The following is a 17,280-nucleotide window of genomic DNA, read 5'->3' as shown; positions in this document are numbered from 1 at the left end:
GACCATGACCCGCTCATTACGCCTCTTCTACATCGCCCTGTTCATGGTGCTGCTGACCGTCCTCGGCCTGTGGTCGACGCGCAGCTTCTTCGGCTTCAGCACCAATGCCGATGCGACCGTGCTCAACGGTCGCTGGGCCAAGGCCGTCGAGACGCACTACGACGAAGAGTTTCCGATCAAACGCCTGGGCACCAACCTTTGGGCTGCGCTGGATTTCAAACTGTTCAACGAAGGTCGTCCGGGCGTCGTGCTCGGTCACGACCAGTGGTTGTTCAGCGACGAAGAATTCGATCCGATTGTTAACGAAGAATTGAACCTGCAAGGCAATTACGCGCTCGTAGAAGGCGTGCGACAGGAACTGAAAAACAAAGGCGTGAAACTGGTGATGGCGATCCTGCCGGCCAAGACTCGCCTGTACCCGGAACACTTGGGCGACGTGAAGCCTTCGAGCATTCACGCCAATCTTTATCAAGACTTCCACGCTCATGTGGCGGCCAACAAGATCATCGCCCCTGACCTGCTTGTCCCGCTGCAACAGGGCAAGCTCAATGGTCAGCAAGTGTTCCTGCGCACCGACACCCACTGGACTCCGGACGGCGCCCAAATCGCCGCCCAGACCTTGGCCAAAACCATTGCCGAACAAACCCCTCTCAGTGGCGAGCCGCAACGCTTTGTCACCGAGCCGGCCGAGCAAGTGACCCACAAGGGTGACCTGCGCCAGTTTCTGCCGCTGGACCCGCTGTTCGAAAACATGATGCCGGCCACCGAGCCGTTGCAGAAGCGCAACACAGTACTTGCCGAGGGTCAGGCCAGTGGCGATGACGCGATGTTCGCCGACGCCGAAGTGCCCGTGGCACTGATCGGCACCAGCTACAGCGCCAATCCGAACTGGAACTTCGTCGGAGCGCTGAAAGAAGCGCTGCACAGTGACGTGGTGAATTACGCCGAAGACGGCCACGGCCCGATTCAGCCAATGCTCAGTTACCTGAAAAGCGATGCGTTCAAGAACAGCCCGCCACAGGTGCTGATCTGGGAGTTTCCTGAACGTTATCTGCCTGTGAACAACGATATCGGCGACGCCGACCCGCAGTGGGTCGCAGAGCTCAAAGAAGCTGGCGCGCGCCAACAAAACGTAGCCGCAAACACAAAATCCGAGACGCCCGACCGGGCGCAAAACTGAAAGAGAGAGGTACTTCCATGACTTTCACTACTACTCCTCGCCGTCTCGCCAAGACCTTCGCACTCGTTGCAGGTATGAGCGTGTTGTCCCTGCAAGCCTTCGCCGGTGATGCAGCACTCTACGGCCCGACCGCACCGAAAGGCTCAAGCTTCGTGCGTGTCTATAACGCTGCCAACGCTGAAGTCAGCGCCACCGTCGGCTCCACCAACCTGGCCGACGTCGCCCCGCTGTCCAGCACCGACTTCAGCTTCATGCCGGGCGGCGACTACAGCGCCAAGGTCGGTAGCCAGACGCTGCCGGTCAAACTCGCTGGCGACCACTATTACACCTTGGTCAACAACGCCAGCGGCGCACCGCAACTGATCGAAGAGCCGCCGTTCCGGAACAAGCAGAAATCCCTGGTTCGCGTTCAGAACCTCAGCGACAAGCCGCTGACCCTGAAGACTGCAGACGGCAAGACCGAAGTGGTCAAGACCGTGGCTGCCAAAGGCCGTGGCGAGCGTGAGATCAACCCGGTGAAGGTCAGCCTGGCGCTTTACGATGGCGAGAAAAAAGTCAGCGACCTCAAGCCAGTTGCCCTGGAACGTGGTGAGGCTGCCGTGCTGTACGTCACTGGCACCGGCAGCAGCCTGTCGCCAGTCTGGGTAAAACGCCCGGTTTCGACGCGCTAATACATTTGCCCGGTTGACCCGGCTCCATGTGTGAGCCGGCCCGCCGGCGATGCAGGCAACTCGATTTTGTAGATGCACCGAGGTGATGCAATCGCTAGCAGGCTAGCTCCCACAAGGGCTGAGGTGTCAGGCGGGCGACGAGACAAAAACAAGAGTGAAACGACAGAACGCAGTAGCTCTAACCCATATGATATTTGAGGAGAAACAACATGATTCCGGTGATCTTGTCAGGTGGTAGTGGCTCACGTCTTTGGCCGCTTTCCCGTAAGCAATTCCCTAAGCAATTCCTCGCCCTGACGGGCGAACACACGCTGTTCCAGCAAACCCTGGAACGCCTGGTGTTCGAAGGCATGGACACCCCGATCGTGGTCTGCAACAAGGACCACCGTTTCATCGTCAACGAGCAGTTGGCCAACCGTAAGCTGGAATGCCAGCGCATCCTGATGGAACCGTTCGGCCGCAACACTGCGCCGGCCGTGGCCCTGACTGCGATGATGCTGGTCAATGAAGGCCGCGACGAGTTGATGCTGGTGCTGCCGGCCGACCACGTCCTGGAAGACCAGAAAGCGCTGCAACGCGCCCTGGCCCTGGCCACCGTCGCTGCCGAAAACGGCGAAATGGTGTTGTTCGGTGTCCCGGCCACCAAACCGGAAACCGGTTACGGCTACATCAAGTCGACCAACGATTCGCTGCTGCCGGAAGGCGTTAGCCGTGTGTCGCACTTCGTTGAAAAACCGGACGTGAAACGCGCCACCGAATACGTCCAGTCCGGCGGTTATTTCTGGAACAGCGGCATGTTCCTGTTCCGCGCCAGCCGCTTCCTCGAAGAGCTGAAAAAACACGATCCGGACATCTACGACACCTGCCTGCTGACCCTCGAGCGCAGCCAACATGATGCCGACACGATCTCCATCGACGAAGCCACGTTCGCCTGCTGCCCGGACAACTCCATCGACTACTCCGTGATGGAAAAAACCCAGCGCGCCTGCGTTGTGCCACTGACTGCGGGCTGGAGCGATGTCGGCTGCTGGTCGTCGCTGTGGGAAGTGAACCCCAAAGACGCAAACGGCAACGTCACCAAAGGCGACGTGATCATTCAGGACAGCAAAAACTGCATGATCCACGGCAACGGCAAACTGGTGTCGGTGATCGGCCTGGAAAACATCGTGGTCGTCGAAACCAAGGACGCCATGATGATTGTCCACAAGGACAAGGTTCAAGGCGTCAAGCAGATGGTCAACACGCTCAACGAACTGGGCCGCACCGAAACCCAGAACCACTGCGAAGTCTATCGTCCGTGGGGCTCCTACGATTCGGTGGACATGGGCGGGCGCTTCCAGGTCAAGCACATCTCGGTCAAACCGGGCGCGTGCCTGTCCCTGCAAATGCACCACCACCGCGCCGAACACTGGATCGTGGTCAGCGGCACTGCCGAAGTGACTTGCGACGAAAACGTGTTCCTGCTGTGTGAAAACCAGTCGACCTACATTCCGATTGCTTCGGTTCACCGTCTGCGCAATCCGGGCAAGATCCCATTGGAAATCATCGAAGTCCAATCGGGTAGCTACCTGGGCGAAGACGACATCGAGCGCTTTGAAGATATCTACGGTCGGTCTACGCCGATTGAGCGTGGCGTATCGGTGAAAACCATCGCTCAGTAACCCGTTGTAAAACAGAAGCCCCTGTCCAGCCCATTGCGTCCCCTATCCGCAGTGGGTTGGGTCGGGGCTTTTTTTTGTAAACAATCAAGGTCAGATCGTCCGATCGCACCCACGCTTAGGTAGGATGGCCTTCTACCTTTTTCGAGGTCTGCTTAATGTTCATCGGCGTCCTGCTGGTCCTCACCTGGTTGGTCCTGTTGCTGCGCTACCCGGCCAAGGCCTTGCCCGTTTCAGTGGCGGCCGCGATCGGCCTTGGCCTGGTGGCAACCTGGGTCATCTGGATGGACAACCGCGAGGTCAAGCAACTGGCACGCCTGGAACTGCGCATTACCTACGCGCCTGAACAGTGCCCGGCAGACCGCCCGCTGCACTTGACCATGAACAATGGCAACGACGTACCGCTGACCGAACTGCGTTGGCGCATCGCCGCCTACGCTCCGGGCGATACGGTCAATCTGGCCGACAACCAATACACCGCGCCACGCTATCGCGGCCCCGGCGAACTGCAGGCCGGCGCCAACTGGCAAGACTGTTTGCCGATGCCGCCACTGCGGCCCGGCTATCGCCCGCAAACCCTGGAGTTTCGCGCCGAGCGATTGCAGGGTAGTTTTTCCGACTGACCCCCTTCCCTCTTCTGCACAAGGACCGCGCCATGCCCGTCGCGTTGATTACCGGATGTTCCAGCGGCATCGGCCGCGCCCTGGCTGATGCATTCAAAGCGGCCGGCTATGAAGTCTGGGCCAGCGCCCGCAAGGCTGAAGATGTGGGCACCCTGACTGCCGCCGGTTTTACCGCGGTGCAACTGGACGTCAATGATGGCGCGGCGCTCGAACAACTGAGCGAACGGATCAACCAGCAAACGGGCGGCCTCGATGTACTGATCAATAACGCCGGTTACGGCGCGATGGGGCCGTTGCTCGATGGTGGCGTGCCTGCCATGCAGCGCCAGTTCGAAACCAATGTGTTCGCCATCGTCGGCGTGACCCGCGCGATGTTTCCAGTGTTGCGCCGCACCAAAGGCATCGTGGTGAATATCGGCAGCGTCTCCGGGGTTCTGGTCACGCCGTTTGCCGGCGCCTACTGCGCGTCGAAAGCGGCGGTGCACGCCTTGAGCGATGCCTTGCGTATGGAACTGGCGCCGTTCGGCGTGCGGGTCATGGAAGTGCAGCCGGGGGCCATCGCGTCGAGTTTCGCGAAAAACGCCGGGCATCAGGCGGAACGGTTGATCAGCGAGCAATCACCGTGGTTTGCGTTGCGCGAGGGCATTCGGGCACGGGCCAAGGCCTCTCAGGACAACCCGACCCCGGCCAGTGAATTTGCCGCTGGATTGCTCAAGGCTGTGCAACAAGGCAAACCGCCGCGGCTGATTCGGTTGGGTAACGGCAGCCAGGCGTTGCCGTTATTGGCGGCGTTGCTGCCGAAGGGATTGCTGGAAGCGGGGTTGATGAAGCGGTTCGGGTTGAAGGGGCAGCTTTGAGACCAGGGCGACGCCTTCGCGGGCAAGCCACGCTCCCACACAGGACTCGGCTGAAAGGGCGATAAGCCGGGAAACTTGTGAATCTTTGTTACCGTTCACGCGATAATCCCTTGGTCGGGGTCTCAGACCTTGAAACCTTGTGTCACAATTTGCCATCGCACCCGAGAGCACCCCATGGACACTTTGCAAAACATGCGCGCCTTCAGTTACGTGGCCGAGGCCGGCAGTTTCACCGCCGCCGCCGTACAACTGGACACCACCACGGCCAACGTTTCGCGCGCAGTCTCCAACCTGGAAGCTCATCTGCAAACCCGCCTGCTCAACCGCACGACGCGGCGCATCGCGCTGACCGAGGCTGGCAAACGTTACTTGCTGCGTTGCGAGCAAATCCTCGCATACGTCGAAGAAGCCGAGGCCGAGGCCAGCGACGCCCACGCCCGTCCAGCCGGGCAGCTCAAAGTGCACACCATGACCGGCATCGGTCAGCACTTTGTCATCGACGCCATCGCCCGCTATCGCAAGACCCACCCCGACGTCACCTTCGACCTGACCATGGCCAACCGCGTACCCGATCTGCTCGACGAGGGCTATGACGTGTCCATCGTGCTGGCCAGTGAGCTGCCGGACTCAGGGTTTGTTTCCCAACGCCTGGGCATCACCTACAGCATCGTTTGCGCCTCGCCGGCGTACGTCAAAGCCAACGGCTGCGCACACAAACCCAGCGACTTGCTCAACCATGCCTGCCTGCGCCTGGTAAGCCCGGTGATTCCGCTGGAAAAGTGGACGTTCGATGGGCCGCAAGGCCAGGAAATGGTCACCATCAACAGTTCGCCGTTTCTGGTGAATTCCGCCGACGCCATGAAAACCGCGATCATCAGCGGCATGGGTGTCGGCGTGTTGCCGGTGTACGCCGCGATTGAAGGCCTGCGTAACGGCACGCTGGTGCGAGTGATGCCCAATTACCGCTCGCAGGAACTGAATTTGTACGCCATCTACCCTTCCCGGCAGTACCTGGATGCGAAGATCAAAACCTGGGTCGAATATTTGCGCGGTTCGTTACCGGAAATCCTCGCCGCGCATCAGGCGGAACTGGTGGCCTATGAAATGAGCGGAAGTCTGGGCGGGGCACGGTTGGCGAATTGATCGCCATCCACTGCGGGCGCTCGCATGAGAGCAGGGAAGAATGTTAGCGTGCTTGGCATCTCCACGCCCGACGAGCCCTTCTCCATGAAAAAGACCGTTCTTGCCTTTAGCCGCATCACGCCTGACATGATCGAACAGCTGAAGTCAGCCTTCGACGTCATCGTGCCGAACCCGAAAACCGGCGACATCAATGCCCAGTTCAACGAAGCCTTGCCCCACGCCCACGGCTTGATCGGTGTCGGTCGCAAACTCGGCCGTGCGCAGCTTGAGAACGCCGGAAAACTTGAGGTGGTGTCCAGCGTCTCGGTCGGCTACGACAACTATGACGTCGACTACTTCAACGAGCGCGGCATCATGCTGACCAACACCCCCGATGTGCTCACCGAGAGCACCGCCGACCTGGCATTCGCCTTGCTGATGAGCAGTGCCCGCCGCGTGGCTGAACTGGATGCCTGGACCAAGGCCGGTGAATGGCAGGCCAGCGTCGGCGCACCGTTATTCGGCTCTGATGTGCATGGCAAGACCCTGGGCATCGTCGGCATGGGCAACATCGGCGCCGCCATCGCTCGACGCGGCCGACTCGGTTTCAACATGCCGATCATCTATAGCGGCAACAGCCGCAAAACCGGGCTTGAGCAGGAGCTGGGCGCGCAGTTTCGCAGCCTGGATGAATTATTGGGCGAAGCGGATTTTGTCTGCCTGGTGGTGCCGCTCAGCGAAAAGACCAAACACCTGATCAGCCATCGCGAACTGGCGCTGATGAAGCCCGGCGCCATTCTGATCAACATCGCGCGCGGGCCGGTGGTCGACGAGCCGGCGCTGATCGAAGCGCTGCAGAGCAACCGCATTCGCGGCGCCGGGCTGGATGTATACGAAAAAGAACCGCTGGCCGAGTCGCCGCTGTTCCAGCTGAAAAATGCCGTGACGCTGCCGCACATCGGTTCCGCCACGCACGAAACCCGTGAGGCAATGGCCAATCGCGCCGTAGCCAATTTGCGCAGTGCCTTGTCGGGTGTGCGCCCGCAGGACCTGGTCAACCCGCAAGTCTGGAAAGGCTAACGGAAAGGGGCAGGCGTCACCAACGCCTGCCCCCGTGGCGCTTTGGGTTTTCGAAACACCAGCACATTACCCAGCATCACCAGCACCAGGCCCGTCAATGCGGGCGCGGTCCATTGGTAACCTTCGGCGTAGGCCGACACATTGAGCGCCACCACCGGAAACAGCACCGTGCAATAAGCCGCACGCTCCGGCCCCATTCGCCCCACCAGCGTCAGGTAAGCGGTAAAGCCAATGACCGATCCCGGGATGACCAGGTACAGCAGCGAGCCAATGTAGCGCGCATTCCATTCCATATCGAACGCAACGCCGTTAACCAGGCACCACACCGACAACATTGCCGCACCATACGCCATGCCCCAGGCGTTGGTCGTCAGCGGTCTGAGCCCGGCTTTTTGCTGCAGGCTCGAAAGCATGTTGCCCGCCGAGAAGCACAGCGTGCCGAGCAGTGCCAGTCCCAGACCCAGCAACGTTTCCGGGCTGGCGGTGTGGCCGGCCAGCTCAGGCCAGAACAACAGGCCAAGCCCCATCAGACCGAGCGCGCCGCCCATCAACACATTGCGGGCGATTTTCTGCGCAAGAAAGACCCGCGCGTTCAGGGCGTTCCACAGCGTCGCGGTAGAAAACACCACGGCGACCAGACCGCTCGGGATCCATTGGCTGGCCGTCAGAAAACACATGAAGTTAATGCAGAACAGGCACAAGCCCTGCGCCACACAGATGAAGTGCCCGCGACGGTTCATCACTTGCAGCTTGCGGCTGAGCAGCAACACGGCGAACAACACCAGTGCGGCAAGGCCGAAGCGATAGACAATCGACACTGGAATAGCCACCACGCCCAGTTGCCATTTCAGGGCAATCCAGGTGGTGCCCCAGATCAGCACGGTCAGCAAGTACAGCGAAAGGTTCATGGCAAGGCTCCTCAACAGGCACTCAGTGTCCCGCCTGATGCCACGGCGCACTTGCATAATCTTGCGCTTTTGTCGGTGCACGGGCTGGCAGGCCACGGTCTACGGAGTAGGATGCAAAGCGTCAGAGAGAGCCGATCATGCCCGCACTGGAAACGCTGCAAGTCTTTCAAGCCCTTAACCGCTCGCCCAATGCTCGCCTCGAGCACAGTGCCGAGCTCGGTGACGGCATGGCTGCGGCGTTGTGGAGCAACCATCATGATGCTCAGGACTATGAAGCACCGAGCCATCACACGCTGTCGTGCTACATCGCTGGCGGCACTGGTACCTTTCGTCGCGACCGACCCGCCGCCAAAGGCGCTCCGGACAAATTGTGCACGCTGCCGGCCGGGCATCAGTCAGCCTGGGTGATCAACGGTGACATTCGCCTCGCCCATGTCTATTTCAGCCCCGAACAATTTGCCCTCGGCTGCGTCACTTTGCTGGACCGTGAACCTCGCGAACTGCAACTGCGCGAGAACACCTTTCTGGATGACCCGATGCAGGCCCGCCGTTTCAGGCAGTTGATCACCCTCAACTGGCACGAACCCGGCGAGCGCCTGCTCACCAGCAGCCTGGCCCATGAAATGCTCAGCCACGCGTTGCTCGGTCAAGTGGGCCAGCGCGAGGGCTTGCGGCTCAAGGGCGGATTGGCGGCGCATCAGCGCCGGCAACTGGTCGACTTCATCGACAGCCACCTGGCAGAAGCCATCAGCCTGGGCCAATTGGCGGCGTTGTGCGCGTTGTCGGAATATCACTTTGCGCGAATGTTTCGTGAAAGTTTTGGTTTGCCGCCGCATCAATACGTGTTGGCGCGGCGCCTGAATCGGGCGCAGGCACTGCTGCGCCGCACGTGCCGGCCATTGGGGGAAATTGCGCTGGCGTGCGGGTTTGCCAGCGCCAGCCATTTCACCCATCGGTTTCGCCAGGCGCTGGGCGGGACGCCTCGGGAGTATCGCCAGGCGTTTTTGCCTTAGTCCGGAAATCTTCAGCGCCTGTCGGCTTGCCCGTAAACGACGATGACGCGATCTTCTGCTAGAACTCCACAGTGCCGGACAGCGAAAGCTGCCGCGAATCCCCCATCGACACAAAGAACCGGCTGGCTGCCGATGTGTAATAAGTGCGATCGAACAGGTTCTTCACATTCAGCTGAAACTTCACTTTTTGCCCTTCAACCCGGGTGTCGTACGTGGCAAACGCGTCGGCCACGGTGTAGCTCGGCAGGTCAAAATCATTCACCGCGTTACCTGCCCGTTCACCGACATAGCGTGCCCCCGCACCGACGCGTAACTGATCGCCACCGACGAGGCTGCCGAAGTCGTACACCGCCGACAGCGAACCCGAATTCTTCGCCACGTTCTGTAGTTTTTTCCCTTTGTAGGTCGGGTCTTCGGTGACCTCGGCATCGGTGTAAGCGTAGCTGCCGATCATGCTCCAGCGGTCACTCAACTGCCCGCTCAAATCGATTTCCAGCCCGCGCGAACGCACTTCACCGGCGGCGCTGTAAAGGGTCACTGGCCCCTCGGCGTTGGCCACGAGCACGTTGCGCTTCTTGATGTCGAACAGCGCGACATTACCGGTGACACGGCCCGGCATGTCGAGCCTGGCCCCCACTTCCCAGGACTTGGCTTGTTCCGGCGCAATGCTGCCATCGAGCACCGTGCTGCTGCCGCTCAGGGGGGCGATGGTCGAGTTGGGTTTGAACGATTCGGTGTAGCTGCCGTAGAACGACAACGCGTCGGTGTAGCGATAAACCACGCCAGCGCGCGGCACCCATTTCTGGCCGTTGCTGTCGGTGTTGGCCTGGAACGGTACACCCTTGCCGGCGTACTGGTCGTATTCCTGGAAACGCCCGCCGGCCACCACAATCCACTGGTCGGTGAGGTGGATCGAGTCCTGCACAAACAGCGAATGGCTGCGCAGTTCGTCGGTCTGCGCACTGTCCGCCGGGCTCACGGTGGTGCCCGCCACTTCGCGGCCGTAGACCGGGTTGGTGTAGCTGAAAGTGCTCAGGCTTTTCTGGCGGATCAGGTCTTCGCGGTAGATTTTGCGGTACTCGTCATCGACGCCGAACACCAGATCATGTTGCAAGCCCAGTACATCGACGTTGCCTTCAAGACTGGCGGTGGTGAAGCGGTCGGTACTGACGGCGTTCTGCGTGCCGTCCATGCTCCGGGTCAGCGTGCCCTCGGTGGTGTCGATGGCCGTGACACGTACCTGGCTGGCATCGTAGGTTTCGCGGTTCCAGCTGTAGCCGAAATGCGCGTTCCAGTTGTCATTGAGCTCGTGATCGGCTTCGAAGTGATACAGGTCCGAGCGGCCTTCCATGTTGTTGAAAGGCTCATCAAGACGACGTTCGCGAGGGATGTCCAGCGGATGATTGTCGCGCGGGTCGATCAGTGTTCCGCGGTCGAACGGTGTGAGAAATTCGCGGTGCTCGTAAGCGAACAACAGCTGGGTGCGTTCGCCGAACCAGGCCAGCGAGGGCGCCACCAGCGTTTCGCGATGGGTGCCGAAATTGCGCCAGTAGTCTTCGTCTTCGTGGTCGACGATCATGCGGTACGCCAACCCGGAATCACCCAGTGCCCCGGTGCTGTCGAACGCGCCGCCGCTGCCATTTTTGCCGTCACCGTAGGTCGAACCGCGCAAGGTCAGGGCATTGTATTGCTCGAGTTCAGGCTTCTTGCTGACCATGTTGACCACGCCACCGGGATCCTGAATGCCGTACAGCAACGACGCCGGGCCCTTGAGCACTTCGACCCGATCCACCGTGGCGTTCAGGCCCCTCCCCTGCACCACCGGCATGCCGTCGCGCATGATCGAGCCGTTGCGGTTGTCGCCAAAACCTCGGGTCATCACCGAATCCTGGGTGCCGCCCAACGTGTTGCCCTGGGTGATACCACTGACGTTGGCCAGCGCATCGTCGAGGTTGCGCGGTGCCTGATCGCGGATGGCTTGAGCGGGGATCACATTGACGGTCTGCGCCGTTTCCTGCAGCGAGGCCGAGGAGCGCATCACCGAACTGGTGGGCGGCGGTTGGTAACTCATGGGTTGTTCCAGTACCGAAGTAATGGTGGTCGCGCCGAGGTTCAACGTGCCTTCGCCGGGCAGCGGCTCCAGCACGAAGGTGTGGGCATCGCTACGGCGAAAGGTGAACCCCGAACCGCTGAGCAGACGCTGGATGGCGGTTTCGGCACTCATCTGTCCATTGAGCGCGGGAGCCGTTACGGCATAGGGCGCTTCATCCGTGTAGACCACGCTGATACCGGTGACCCGGCTGAAGTCGCTGAGCGCCTGCGGCAACGGTTTCGCAGCCGTCGCGAAGGCAAATTGCGCGTGCTGCGTGGCGGATTCATCAGCGCCCAGCGCCATGCTGACCGGCAAACATGCCAGCATTGAAAGGCCCAGCGCAGATGCACTCAACCACTGTTTCACCGAACCGGATGTCGCCCTGGACTTCATTGCTCATGACCTGTGTAGAACCGTTACGGATGCGAATGACTCGCAGTTTCAGTCACTACACGAATGGCGGCCGGGTTTACCTCATCAGAATTTCGAAATAAATGCAGCTTGAGTAGTTTTGCGGCTGGTCTGCCGTCATCGCACAATAATCACCTGCCCGATCTGGTGTCGCTCAAACCCCAACACGCCCTGCAACGAACTCAACACCGCTTGCGGGTCCTTGCCTGGAAAACTCCCGCTCACCCGGCGCGCTGCCATTTCATCGTCAAGCAGCACAATTCGTCCCGGGTAATATCGGCGCAGATCCTCCACCACTTCGGCCAGTGTCGCCTTGTAGTAATTGAGCCAACCCTGGCGCCAGGCGAGCTGCGATTCGCTGTCCACGGCGTGGCGTGTCTGCGCTGTGCCGTTGGCGTAAGCGACTTGTTCACCGGCGTGCAGAATTTGCGGTTGGGACTGCGGGTCCGACGTCACGGCGACGCGCCCCGATAACACCGTCACCTGCGCGCCGCGAGGTTGCAGGCGTACTTCGAATTGTGTGCCCAGCACCCGCGCCTGACCCTTTTCAGCGTCGACCACAAACGGCTCGTTGCTGTGCGTCACGCTGAAAAATGCGGCCCCGCGACGTAATTGCACATGGCGCGCGCCGCCATTGAAATCCACAGCGATGGCACTGTCGGCATCCAGCGTGACCTGCGACTGATCGGCCAGCGTAAAAGTGCGAATTTCCCCCGGGGCCGACACGTAATCGGCGCCCAAATCATCGATCCCGCGCGACGGCTGCCAACCGGCGCCGATGCCGATCATCAGCAGTAAACAGGCGGCCATCGCCAATGCACCGGACCAGCGTCGCACATTGTTGCGGCGCGACTGGTTGATGGCATCGAGGAAGTCCTGCAGGGCGGACGCTTCTTCATCGGCCAGCGTACGGGCCGGTGCTTCGGTCAGTTCCCACACCACCTGCGCCTGGGCATAGGCCTGGGCATGTGCCGGATCGGCCTGCAGCCAGTGACTGAACGTGGCTTGATCGCCGCTGCTCGGCTGGTCGTGCAACAGGCTCAGCCAGGCGAAAGCCGCCTGCTCCTGTGCGGGCGTCGGAATGATCCGGTTCCGTTGATTCACGGTGCTTTCCCTGGCGTGCGCGGTTGGGGCTCGCGCAAACTGGCCTTGCAGGCTTCGAGGGCGCGCATCATATGTTTTTCCACAGCGCTTTGGGACAAACCCATGGCTTTGGCGATTTCGGCGTATTTGCGACCGTGAATGCGATTGAGCAGGAAAATCTGCCGCGTACGTTCCGGTAATGCACGCAACGCCGCCTCGACGTGACGCAGATCGTTGCCCGCCTCCAGCGCCGCTTGCGGTTCACTGTGGTTGTCCGGCTGCTCCGGCAACCAGCCTTCGTTCACCCGCACCCGCGCACCTTCGCTGCGCAGGTGGTCGATCGCGATGTTGCCGGCACAGCGCAACAGGTACGTGCCGAGTTCTTCAACCTGCACCAGCGGCCGACGCCAGAAACGCAGGAACAGATCCTGCACCAGATCCGCCGCCGTGGCCCGACACCCCACACGCCGATTGACCAACGCTTCCATCTGCGAACGCTGGGACAGGAACACCTGCAGAAAATGCGCGCGCGATCCACGGGGTTCATCATCGGGTGAATCCGGCAGGCGGCGGCTCATTCGTTCATCACGGCGCGAGTACCGCCAGGGGGCTGGCGAGCAGGCCCAGACCCGCCAGCGCCAATGCGAGTCGCGGGCGATACGGCATCAGCAGCACCAGCAACAGCGCGCTGAGCATCAACACCGCACACCACTGGACCAGGCCGAGTCCCCAGCCGGCCGAAGACACCGCCGCCCATAGCGAAAAAGCCAGCAGCAACCATCCGCCGAGTTTGAACGCCTGACTGCGCCTGGCCGAAGGCTTGCGCCCGAGCAGCTCGGCGTGATGCCGATCCATCGATAAACACAATGCGGTGAAGCCGCCGTAACAGAGCAACAGGGCCAGCAACATCAGCTCGCCTCCCGCTCAAGGCTGATCGCTTGCCCACGATGGCGAACGACCATTGGCGGCCGCTCTGCGCGCTGCATTTTCCACGCAGCCCAAGCGAAAAACAGGCCACTGCCCAGGCACGTCAAATCAAACCCGGCCATGGCCCAATCGTCCTGCGCCAGCGTGAAACCCAAGTGATAAGGCGTGGTCAACGCATTCAATAGCGGCAGCGCAGCAAATAACAGTGCTGCCAGTGCCAACTGCTCCACCCACGCAGTGCGCCCACGGCGAATCATGGCGTGCAACAGACCCAGCCCCCACATCAGGAAGAAGCTGTTCACTTCCCAATCCGACCGCCCGGCCATCTCGACCGGCAGTAACCGATTAGCCCAGAAGAATGCGGCCACGGCGATCATCAGCCCTGCCATGCTGGCGATGTTCAACACCTCCACCAGGCGCAATTCAAACGGCATGCCCCCACTTTTCAAATGCTTGAGTTGACGCTTGCCCAGCCAGATCACCAGCCCGGTGCCGATCATCGTCGTGCCGGCCAATCCGCAGATGAAGTACAGCCAGCGCAGCACCGGGTCGGCAAAACGCCCCATGTGCAAACCATAAAAACCGCCGGCGATGGCCCGTGGTAGCGATTGTTCAGGCGTCGTGCCGAGCAGTTGTCCGGTCACGCCGTTGAAGGTCACCGCGCTGCCGAAATCGTGCACCACCCGATCAGCGCCATCACGCACCAGCACGACCGATGCATTGGCATCGCCCGGATTATTAATGGTCAGCCGTCCGACATTGCCGCCCGCCCACTGCTCTCGCGCCTGTTGCAGCAGCGGCGCAAGTGGCGCCAGCGCGGCCGGTTTACCCGCCCGCTCCGGGGTAAGGGACGCCGGAAACACTTCATCGTAAAACGCCTGAACATCTCCGTTGTATGAAGCCAGGATGCTCGCCGGCATCACCATCGACATGAATATCACCAGGCTGCTGTAAGTGATCATCAGGTGAAACGGCAACACCAGCACACCCACCGCGTTGTGCCCGTCGAGCCAGGAACGCTGGCCCTTGCGTGGGCGGAACGTGAAGAAGTCCTTGAAGATTTTCTTGTGAGTGATGATCCCGCTGATCAATGCGACGAACATCACCATTGCAGCGATGGTGGATAACCAGCGCCCCCACGGATGTGGCATCTGCAACTGGAAATGGAAGCGGTAGAAAAACTCGCCGCCCATGGTTGCGCGGCCCTTCACCTCGGCGCCGGTCTGCGGGTCGAGGTGTTTTTCCATGAACTGGCCGCGCTCGCCGCGTTTGGCCGGGGTTTGTTGCCACCGCACAGACAAGCCTGGCTCCCGGGCATCGGGCAAATCGATCAGCCAGCGCGAGGCGCCTGCCGCATGCTGTTGAAGATAGCCTTGCGCCATGGCCAGGCTGGCTTCGGAAGTTACGAAACGCGCAGGGATTTCCGGCTGCATCCAGTGGCTGATTTCAGCCTTGAAATAAGCCAGCGTGCCAGTCAGGAAAATCGCGAAGAGCAGCCAGCCGAAAATCAGCCCGGCCCAGGTGTGCAACCAGGCCATGGCCTGACGAAAACCTTCTTTCATGACTGACCCGTCCAGTAAGCCAAACCGGCAAGCGCCGCCAACAACAGGCTGGCCACGATCAGCCCGGACCAGGCTCGCCAGGCGCTATGGCAGGCAAAACACCAGAGCACCGCACACAGATAAGCGAGAAATGAGGTCATCATTCCGGTCACCACCGCGTCGGCGCGGGCCATGGGCAACCACAACGTCAGGCTGACGCTGGCCAGCGCGGCGACAACGTAACCGCCCAGCACTGCGGCCAGCGCCCGCGAAGCAACGGCCAAGCGATAGGAAACGGGAAGCGTGGAGGTTGTGCCTTTCATGTTTCGACCTGAAACGGTGAGGCGTCGTGACAGTCACGGCGCCAGCGTGGCCGCAATACTAATGATAAATATTCTCATACGCAAAAGGCTTCGAGTGATAACGCTGTTTAGCGGCTACTCATGGCTGAAACTGCCGCGAATTACACGCGAAAAAAAACGGGCCTGCATCAGCAGGCCCGTTGTCAGTGGAGCGGTAATTATTGACTCAGGCATCAGCCGTTTTGCGCAGCCTGTTCGTTCTCGAGAAACTCGTCTTCAAGCAGCGCGTCAGCCTCTACCCGCTCGAATGGCACGACTGCGGCGCGTGGTTTACCCCGCAATTTGCCAAACAAGTGTTCCAGCGCGTGTTCGAGTTTTTCCGCTGCCCCGTCGATCGCCAGTTCCAGGGAGTCAGCCTTGTGCGTGACGGAAATCGGTTGGTGGCCTTTTGGCCGGGCCTCCAGCTGGCAGCGCATATCGTGCGGACCGGGCTTGTCGCCGTTCTCGTCCCGCAGGTGGACCTCGATGCGGGTCAGGTCCTCTTCATAACGTTCGAGCGTGCTCTCAATGGTAGTACGTACCCACTCCTCCAGTCGGATGCTGCTTTGAATATGGTTATCACTGTTGACTTGGATTTGCATAGTTCATCCCTTATTTCAGCTAGCTCGCGAGAGGCCTTTCAGCTCGCCCTTGGGCGTGTTCACTGTGACCTCTTACTTACACAATCGGTTCGCCCGCCAAACAATTCAACCCCTTAAAAAAGATAAATATTGATTCGCAAAAAAAGCCGGACATCAGGCAAATGCGCTGTTAAGGTCGGGAGTTGGGTCGCCTCGATCTTCAGGCCTGTTTGCTCACATCCGTTGCTCCGCCAATGGATGCAAGGTGCGAAAAACTCCTGCCTCCTCCACCAGCCAGTCATGCACTGCGCGTACGCCCGGATGGCTCAATGCACCCGGCGCATACAACAGCATGTAACGTTTGTGATTAGGTACCGCCAGGCCGAACGGCACGATCAACGCCCCTCGCTCCAGTTCATCATTGAGTAATGTTCGTCGCGCAATCGCCACACCCATCCCGGCAATGGCCGCCTCAATGGTCAGGTGATTACGATTGAACGTGTGACCGCGGCGCACATCCGCGCCCTCAAACCCGATGGCGTTGAGATAAAACTCCCATTCCGCATATTCGTAGCTGCCGCGCCAGGCGGTAATGTCGTGCAGCAGCGCAAAATGCATCAGGTCTGCCGGACCGTGCAGCGGCGGACGGCCGCGCAACAGGCTCGGCGCGCATACCGGAAAAATCTGCTCATCCAGCAGGGCTGTGGATAAAAGGCCGGGGTAGCTGCCGTCATTCAGATCAATCGCCAGATCAAAATCCCCCTCATGCAACGGCACGCTGCTGTCTTCTGCGACCAGACGCAACTGGATGTCCGGAAAGCGCTGCTGCAAACGGGGCAATCGCGGCGTCAGCCATTTGCTCAGAAAGGACGGAATTGAGCGAACGCGCAAGATGCCGCTGATCATTCCCGCATCCAGCCGACGCAATTCGGCATCGATGCTGCCGTAAGCCTCGTTTACGGTAATGGCCAGCCGCTGGCCTTGCGCGCTCAACTCAACGCCCCGCGCGCGACGATGGAACAGGCGAAAACCCAGGCGGTCCTCCAGTTGACGAATTTGCTGGCTGACCGCGCCCGGCGTGATGTGCAGCTCCTCGGCGCACCGCGTGAACGAAAGGTGCCGGGCTGCACAGGAGAACACGTGCAGCCAGACGTAAGTCTGCGCATGCAATTGACGACTCATGGTTTAGTCC

At 60.5% G+C, this 17,280-nt stretch carries 17 protein-coding genes; 8 read left to right on the top strand and 9 right to left on the bottom strand.

The annotated features are described in order from the left end of the window. Window positions 1-4: 4 nt before the first annotated feature. From ACYZT1_RS05215 to ACYZT1_RS05185, 7 genes are all read left to right on the top strand, one after another. Complete coding sequence (locus ACYZT1_RS05215; RefSeq protein WP_462017979.1) at window positions 5-1,180, top strand: alginate O-acetyltransferase; 1,176 nt, start codon at window positions 5-7, stop codon at window positions 1,178-1,180. A 17-nt stretch (window positions 1,181-1,197) separates the two neighbouring features. Next, on the top strand, window positions 1,198-1,851 hold the full coding sequence (locus ACYZT1_RS05210; RefSeq protein WP_462017978.1) for an alginate O-acetyltransferase AlgF: 654 nt from the start codon (window positions 1,198-1,200) through the stop codon (window positions 1,849-1,851). Window positions 1,852-2,060: 209 nt separating this feature from the next. After that, window positions 2,061-3,512, top strand: coding sequence for a mannose-1-phosphate guanylyltransferase/mannose-6-phosphate isomerase (locus tag ACYZT1_RS05205; protein ID WP_462017977.1), 1,452 nt, complete (start codon window positions 2,061-2,063; stop codon window positions 3,510-3,512). A gap of 155 nt (window positions 3,513-3,667) precedes the next feature. Further along, window positions 3,668-4,132: a multidrug transporter gene (locus ACYZT1_RS05200; RefSeq protein ID WP_462017976.1), complete on the top strand. Its 465-nt coding sequence runs from the start codon at window positions 3,668-3,670 to the stop codon at window positions 4,130-4,132. 32 nt (window positions 4,133-4,164) lie between these two features. Further along, window positions 4,165-4,989 carry an SDR family oxidoreductase gene (locus ACYZT1_RS05195; RefSeq protein ID WP_462017975.1) on the top strand — a complete coding sequence of 275 codons (825 nt, stop codon included), beginning with the start codon at window positions 4,165-4,167 and terminating at the stop codon, window positions 4,987-4,989. Window positions 4,990-5,163: 174 nt separating this feature from the next. Next, on the top strand, window positions 5,164-6,132 hold the full coding sequence (locus ACYZT1_RS05190; protein WP_462017974.1) for a LysR family transcriptional regulator: 969 nt from the start codon (window positions 5,164-5,166) through the stop codon (window positions 6,130-6,132). Between the two features lie 84 nt (window positions 6,133-6,216). Next, the gene (locus tag ACYZT1_RS05185; protein WP_462017973.1) at window positions 6,217-7,191 is read left to right on the top strand and encodes a 2-hydroxyacid dehydrogenase; all 975 of its coding nucleotides are present in this window, start codon (window positions 6,217-6,219) and stop codon (window positions 7,189-7,191) included. Here ACYZT1_RS05185 and ACYZT1_RS05180 read toward each other — a convergent pair. After that, on the bottom strand, window positions 7,188-8,099 hold the full coding sequence (locus ACYZT1_RS05180; RefSeq protein ID WP_462017972.1) for a DMT family transporter: 912 nt from the start codon (window positions 8,097-8,099) through the stop codon (window positions 7,188-7,190). The genes ACYZT1_RS05185 and ACYZT1_RS05180 overlap by 4 nt on opposite strands. Before the next feature lie 137 nt (window positions 8,100-8,236). On the opposite strand from ACYZT1_RS05180, the gene ACYZT1_RS05175 reads away from it, so the two are divergent. After that, entirely contained in the window at window positions 8,237-9,112 is an 876-nt protein-coding gene (locus ACYZT1_RS05175) for a helix-turn-helix domain-containing protein (protein ID WP_462017971.1), read from the top strand. A gap of 58 nt (window positions 9,113-9,170) precedes the next feature. Here the strand turns inward: ACYZT1_RS05175 and ACYZT1_RS05170 are convergent, their stop codons facing one another. The 8 genes from ACYZT1_RS05170 to ACYZT1_RS05135 form a co-directional block, all read right to left on the bottom strand. After that, a complete protein-coding gene (locus tag ACYZT1_RS05170; RefSeq protein ID WP_462017970.1) occupies window positions 9,171-11,597 on the bottom strand; it encodes a TonB-dependent siderophore receptor in 2,427 nt (808 codons plus the stop codon). Window positions 11,598-11,732: 135 nt separating this feature from the next. Continuing rightward, window positions 11,733-12,719 (bottom strand): FecR family protein, encoded by a 987-nt coding sequence (locus ACYZT1_RS05165; protein ID WP_462017969.1) that lies wholly within the window; start codon window positions 12,717-12,719, stop codon window positions 11,733-11,735. Continuing rightward, complete coding sequence (locus ACYZT1_RS05160) at window positions 12,716-13,276, bottom strand: RNA polymerase sigma factor (RefSeq protein ID WP_462017968.1); 561 nt, start codon at window positions 13,274-13,276, stop codon at window positions 12,716-12,718. Before ACYZT1_RS05160 ends, ACYZT1_RS05165 begins: the two co-directional genes overlap by 4 nt. A 7-nt stretch (window positions 13,277-13,283) precedes the next feature. Beyond that, a complete protein-coding gene (locus ACYZT1_RS05155; RefSeq protein WP_462017967.1) occupies window positions 13,284-13,607 on the bottom strand; it encodes a DUF3325 domain-containing protein in 324 nt (107 codons plus the stop codon). Continuing rightward, the gene (locus ACYZT1_RS05150; protein WP_462017966.1) at window positions 13,607-15,187 is read right to left on the bottom strand and encodes a PepSY-associated TM helix domain-containing protein; all 1,581 of its coding nucleotides are present in this window, start codon (window positions 15,185-15,187) and stop codon (window positions 13,607-13,609) included. The genes ACYZT1_RS05155 and ACYZT1_RS05150 overlap by 1 nt, the downstream gene beginning before the upstream one ends. After that, window positions 15,184-15,489 (bottom strand): DUF3649 domain-containing protein, encoded by a 306-nt coding sequence (locus tag ACYZT1_RS05145; RefSeq protein WP_462017965.1) that lies wholly within the window; start codon window positions 15,487-15,489, stop codon window positions 15,184-15,186. Before ACYZT1_RS05145 ends, ACYZT1_RS05150 begins: the two co-directional genes overlap by 4 nt. Window positions 15,490-15,701: 212 nt before the next feature. After that, window positions 15,702-16,109 (bottom strand): HPF/RaiA family ribosome-associated protein, encoded by a 408-nt coding sequence (locus ACYZT1_RS05140; RefSeq protein WP_028623402.1) that lies wholly within the window; start codon window positions 16,107-16,109, stop codon window positions 15,702-15,704. 213 nt (window positions 16,110-16,322) lie between these two features. After that, window positions 16,323-17,270 carry a LysR substrate-binding domain-containing protein gene (locus ACYZT1_RS05135; RefSeq protein ID WP_462017964.1) on the bottom strand — a complete coding sequence of 316 codons (948 nt, stop codon included), beginning with the start codon at window positions 17,268-17,270 and terminating at the stop codon, window positions 16,323-16,325. Window positions 17,271-17,280: the final 10 nt, after the last annotated feature.

This window comes from Pseudomonas sp. PB3P13, from assembly GCF_054897735.1.
The sequence above is the reverse complement of the archived record's forward strand: the minus strand, read 5'-3'. Positions and strand labels throughout refer to the sequence as shown.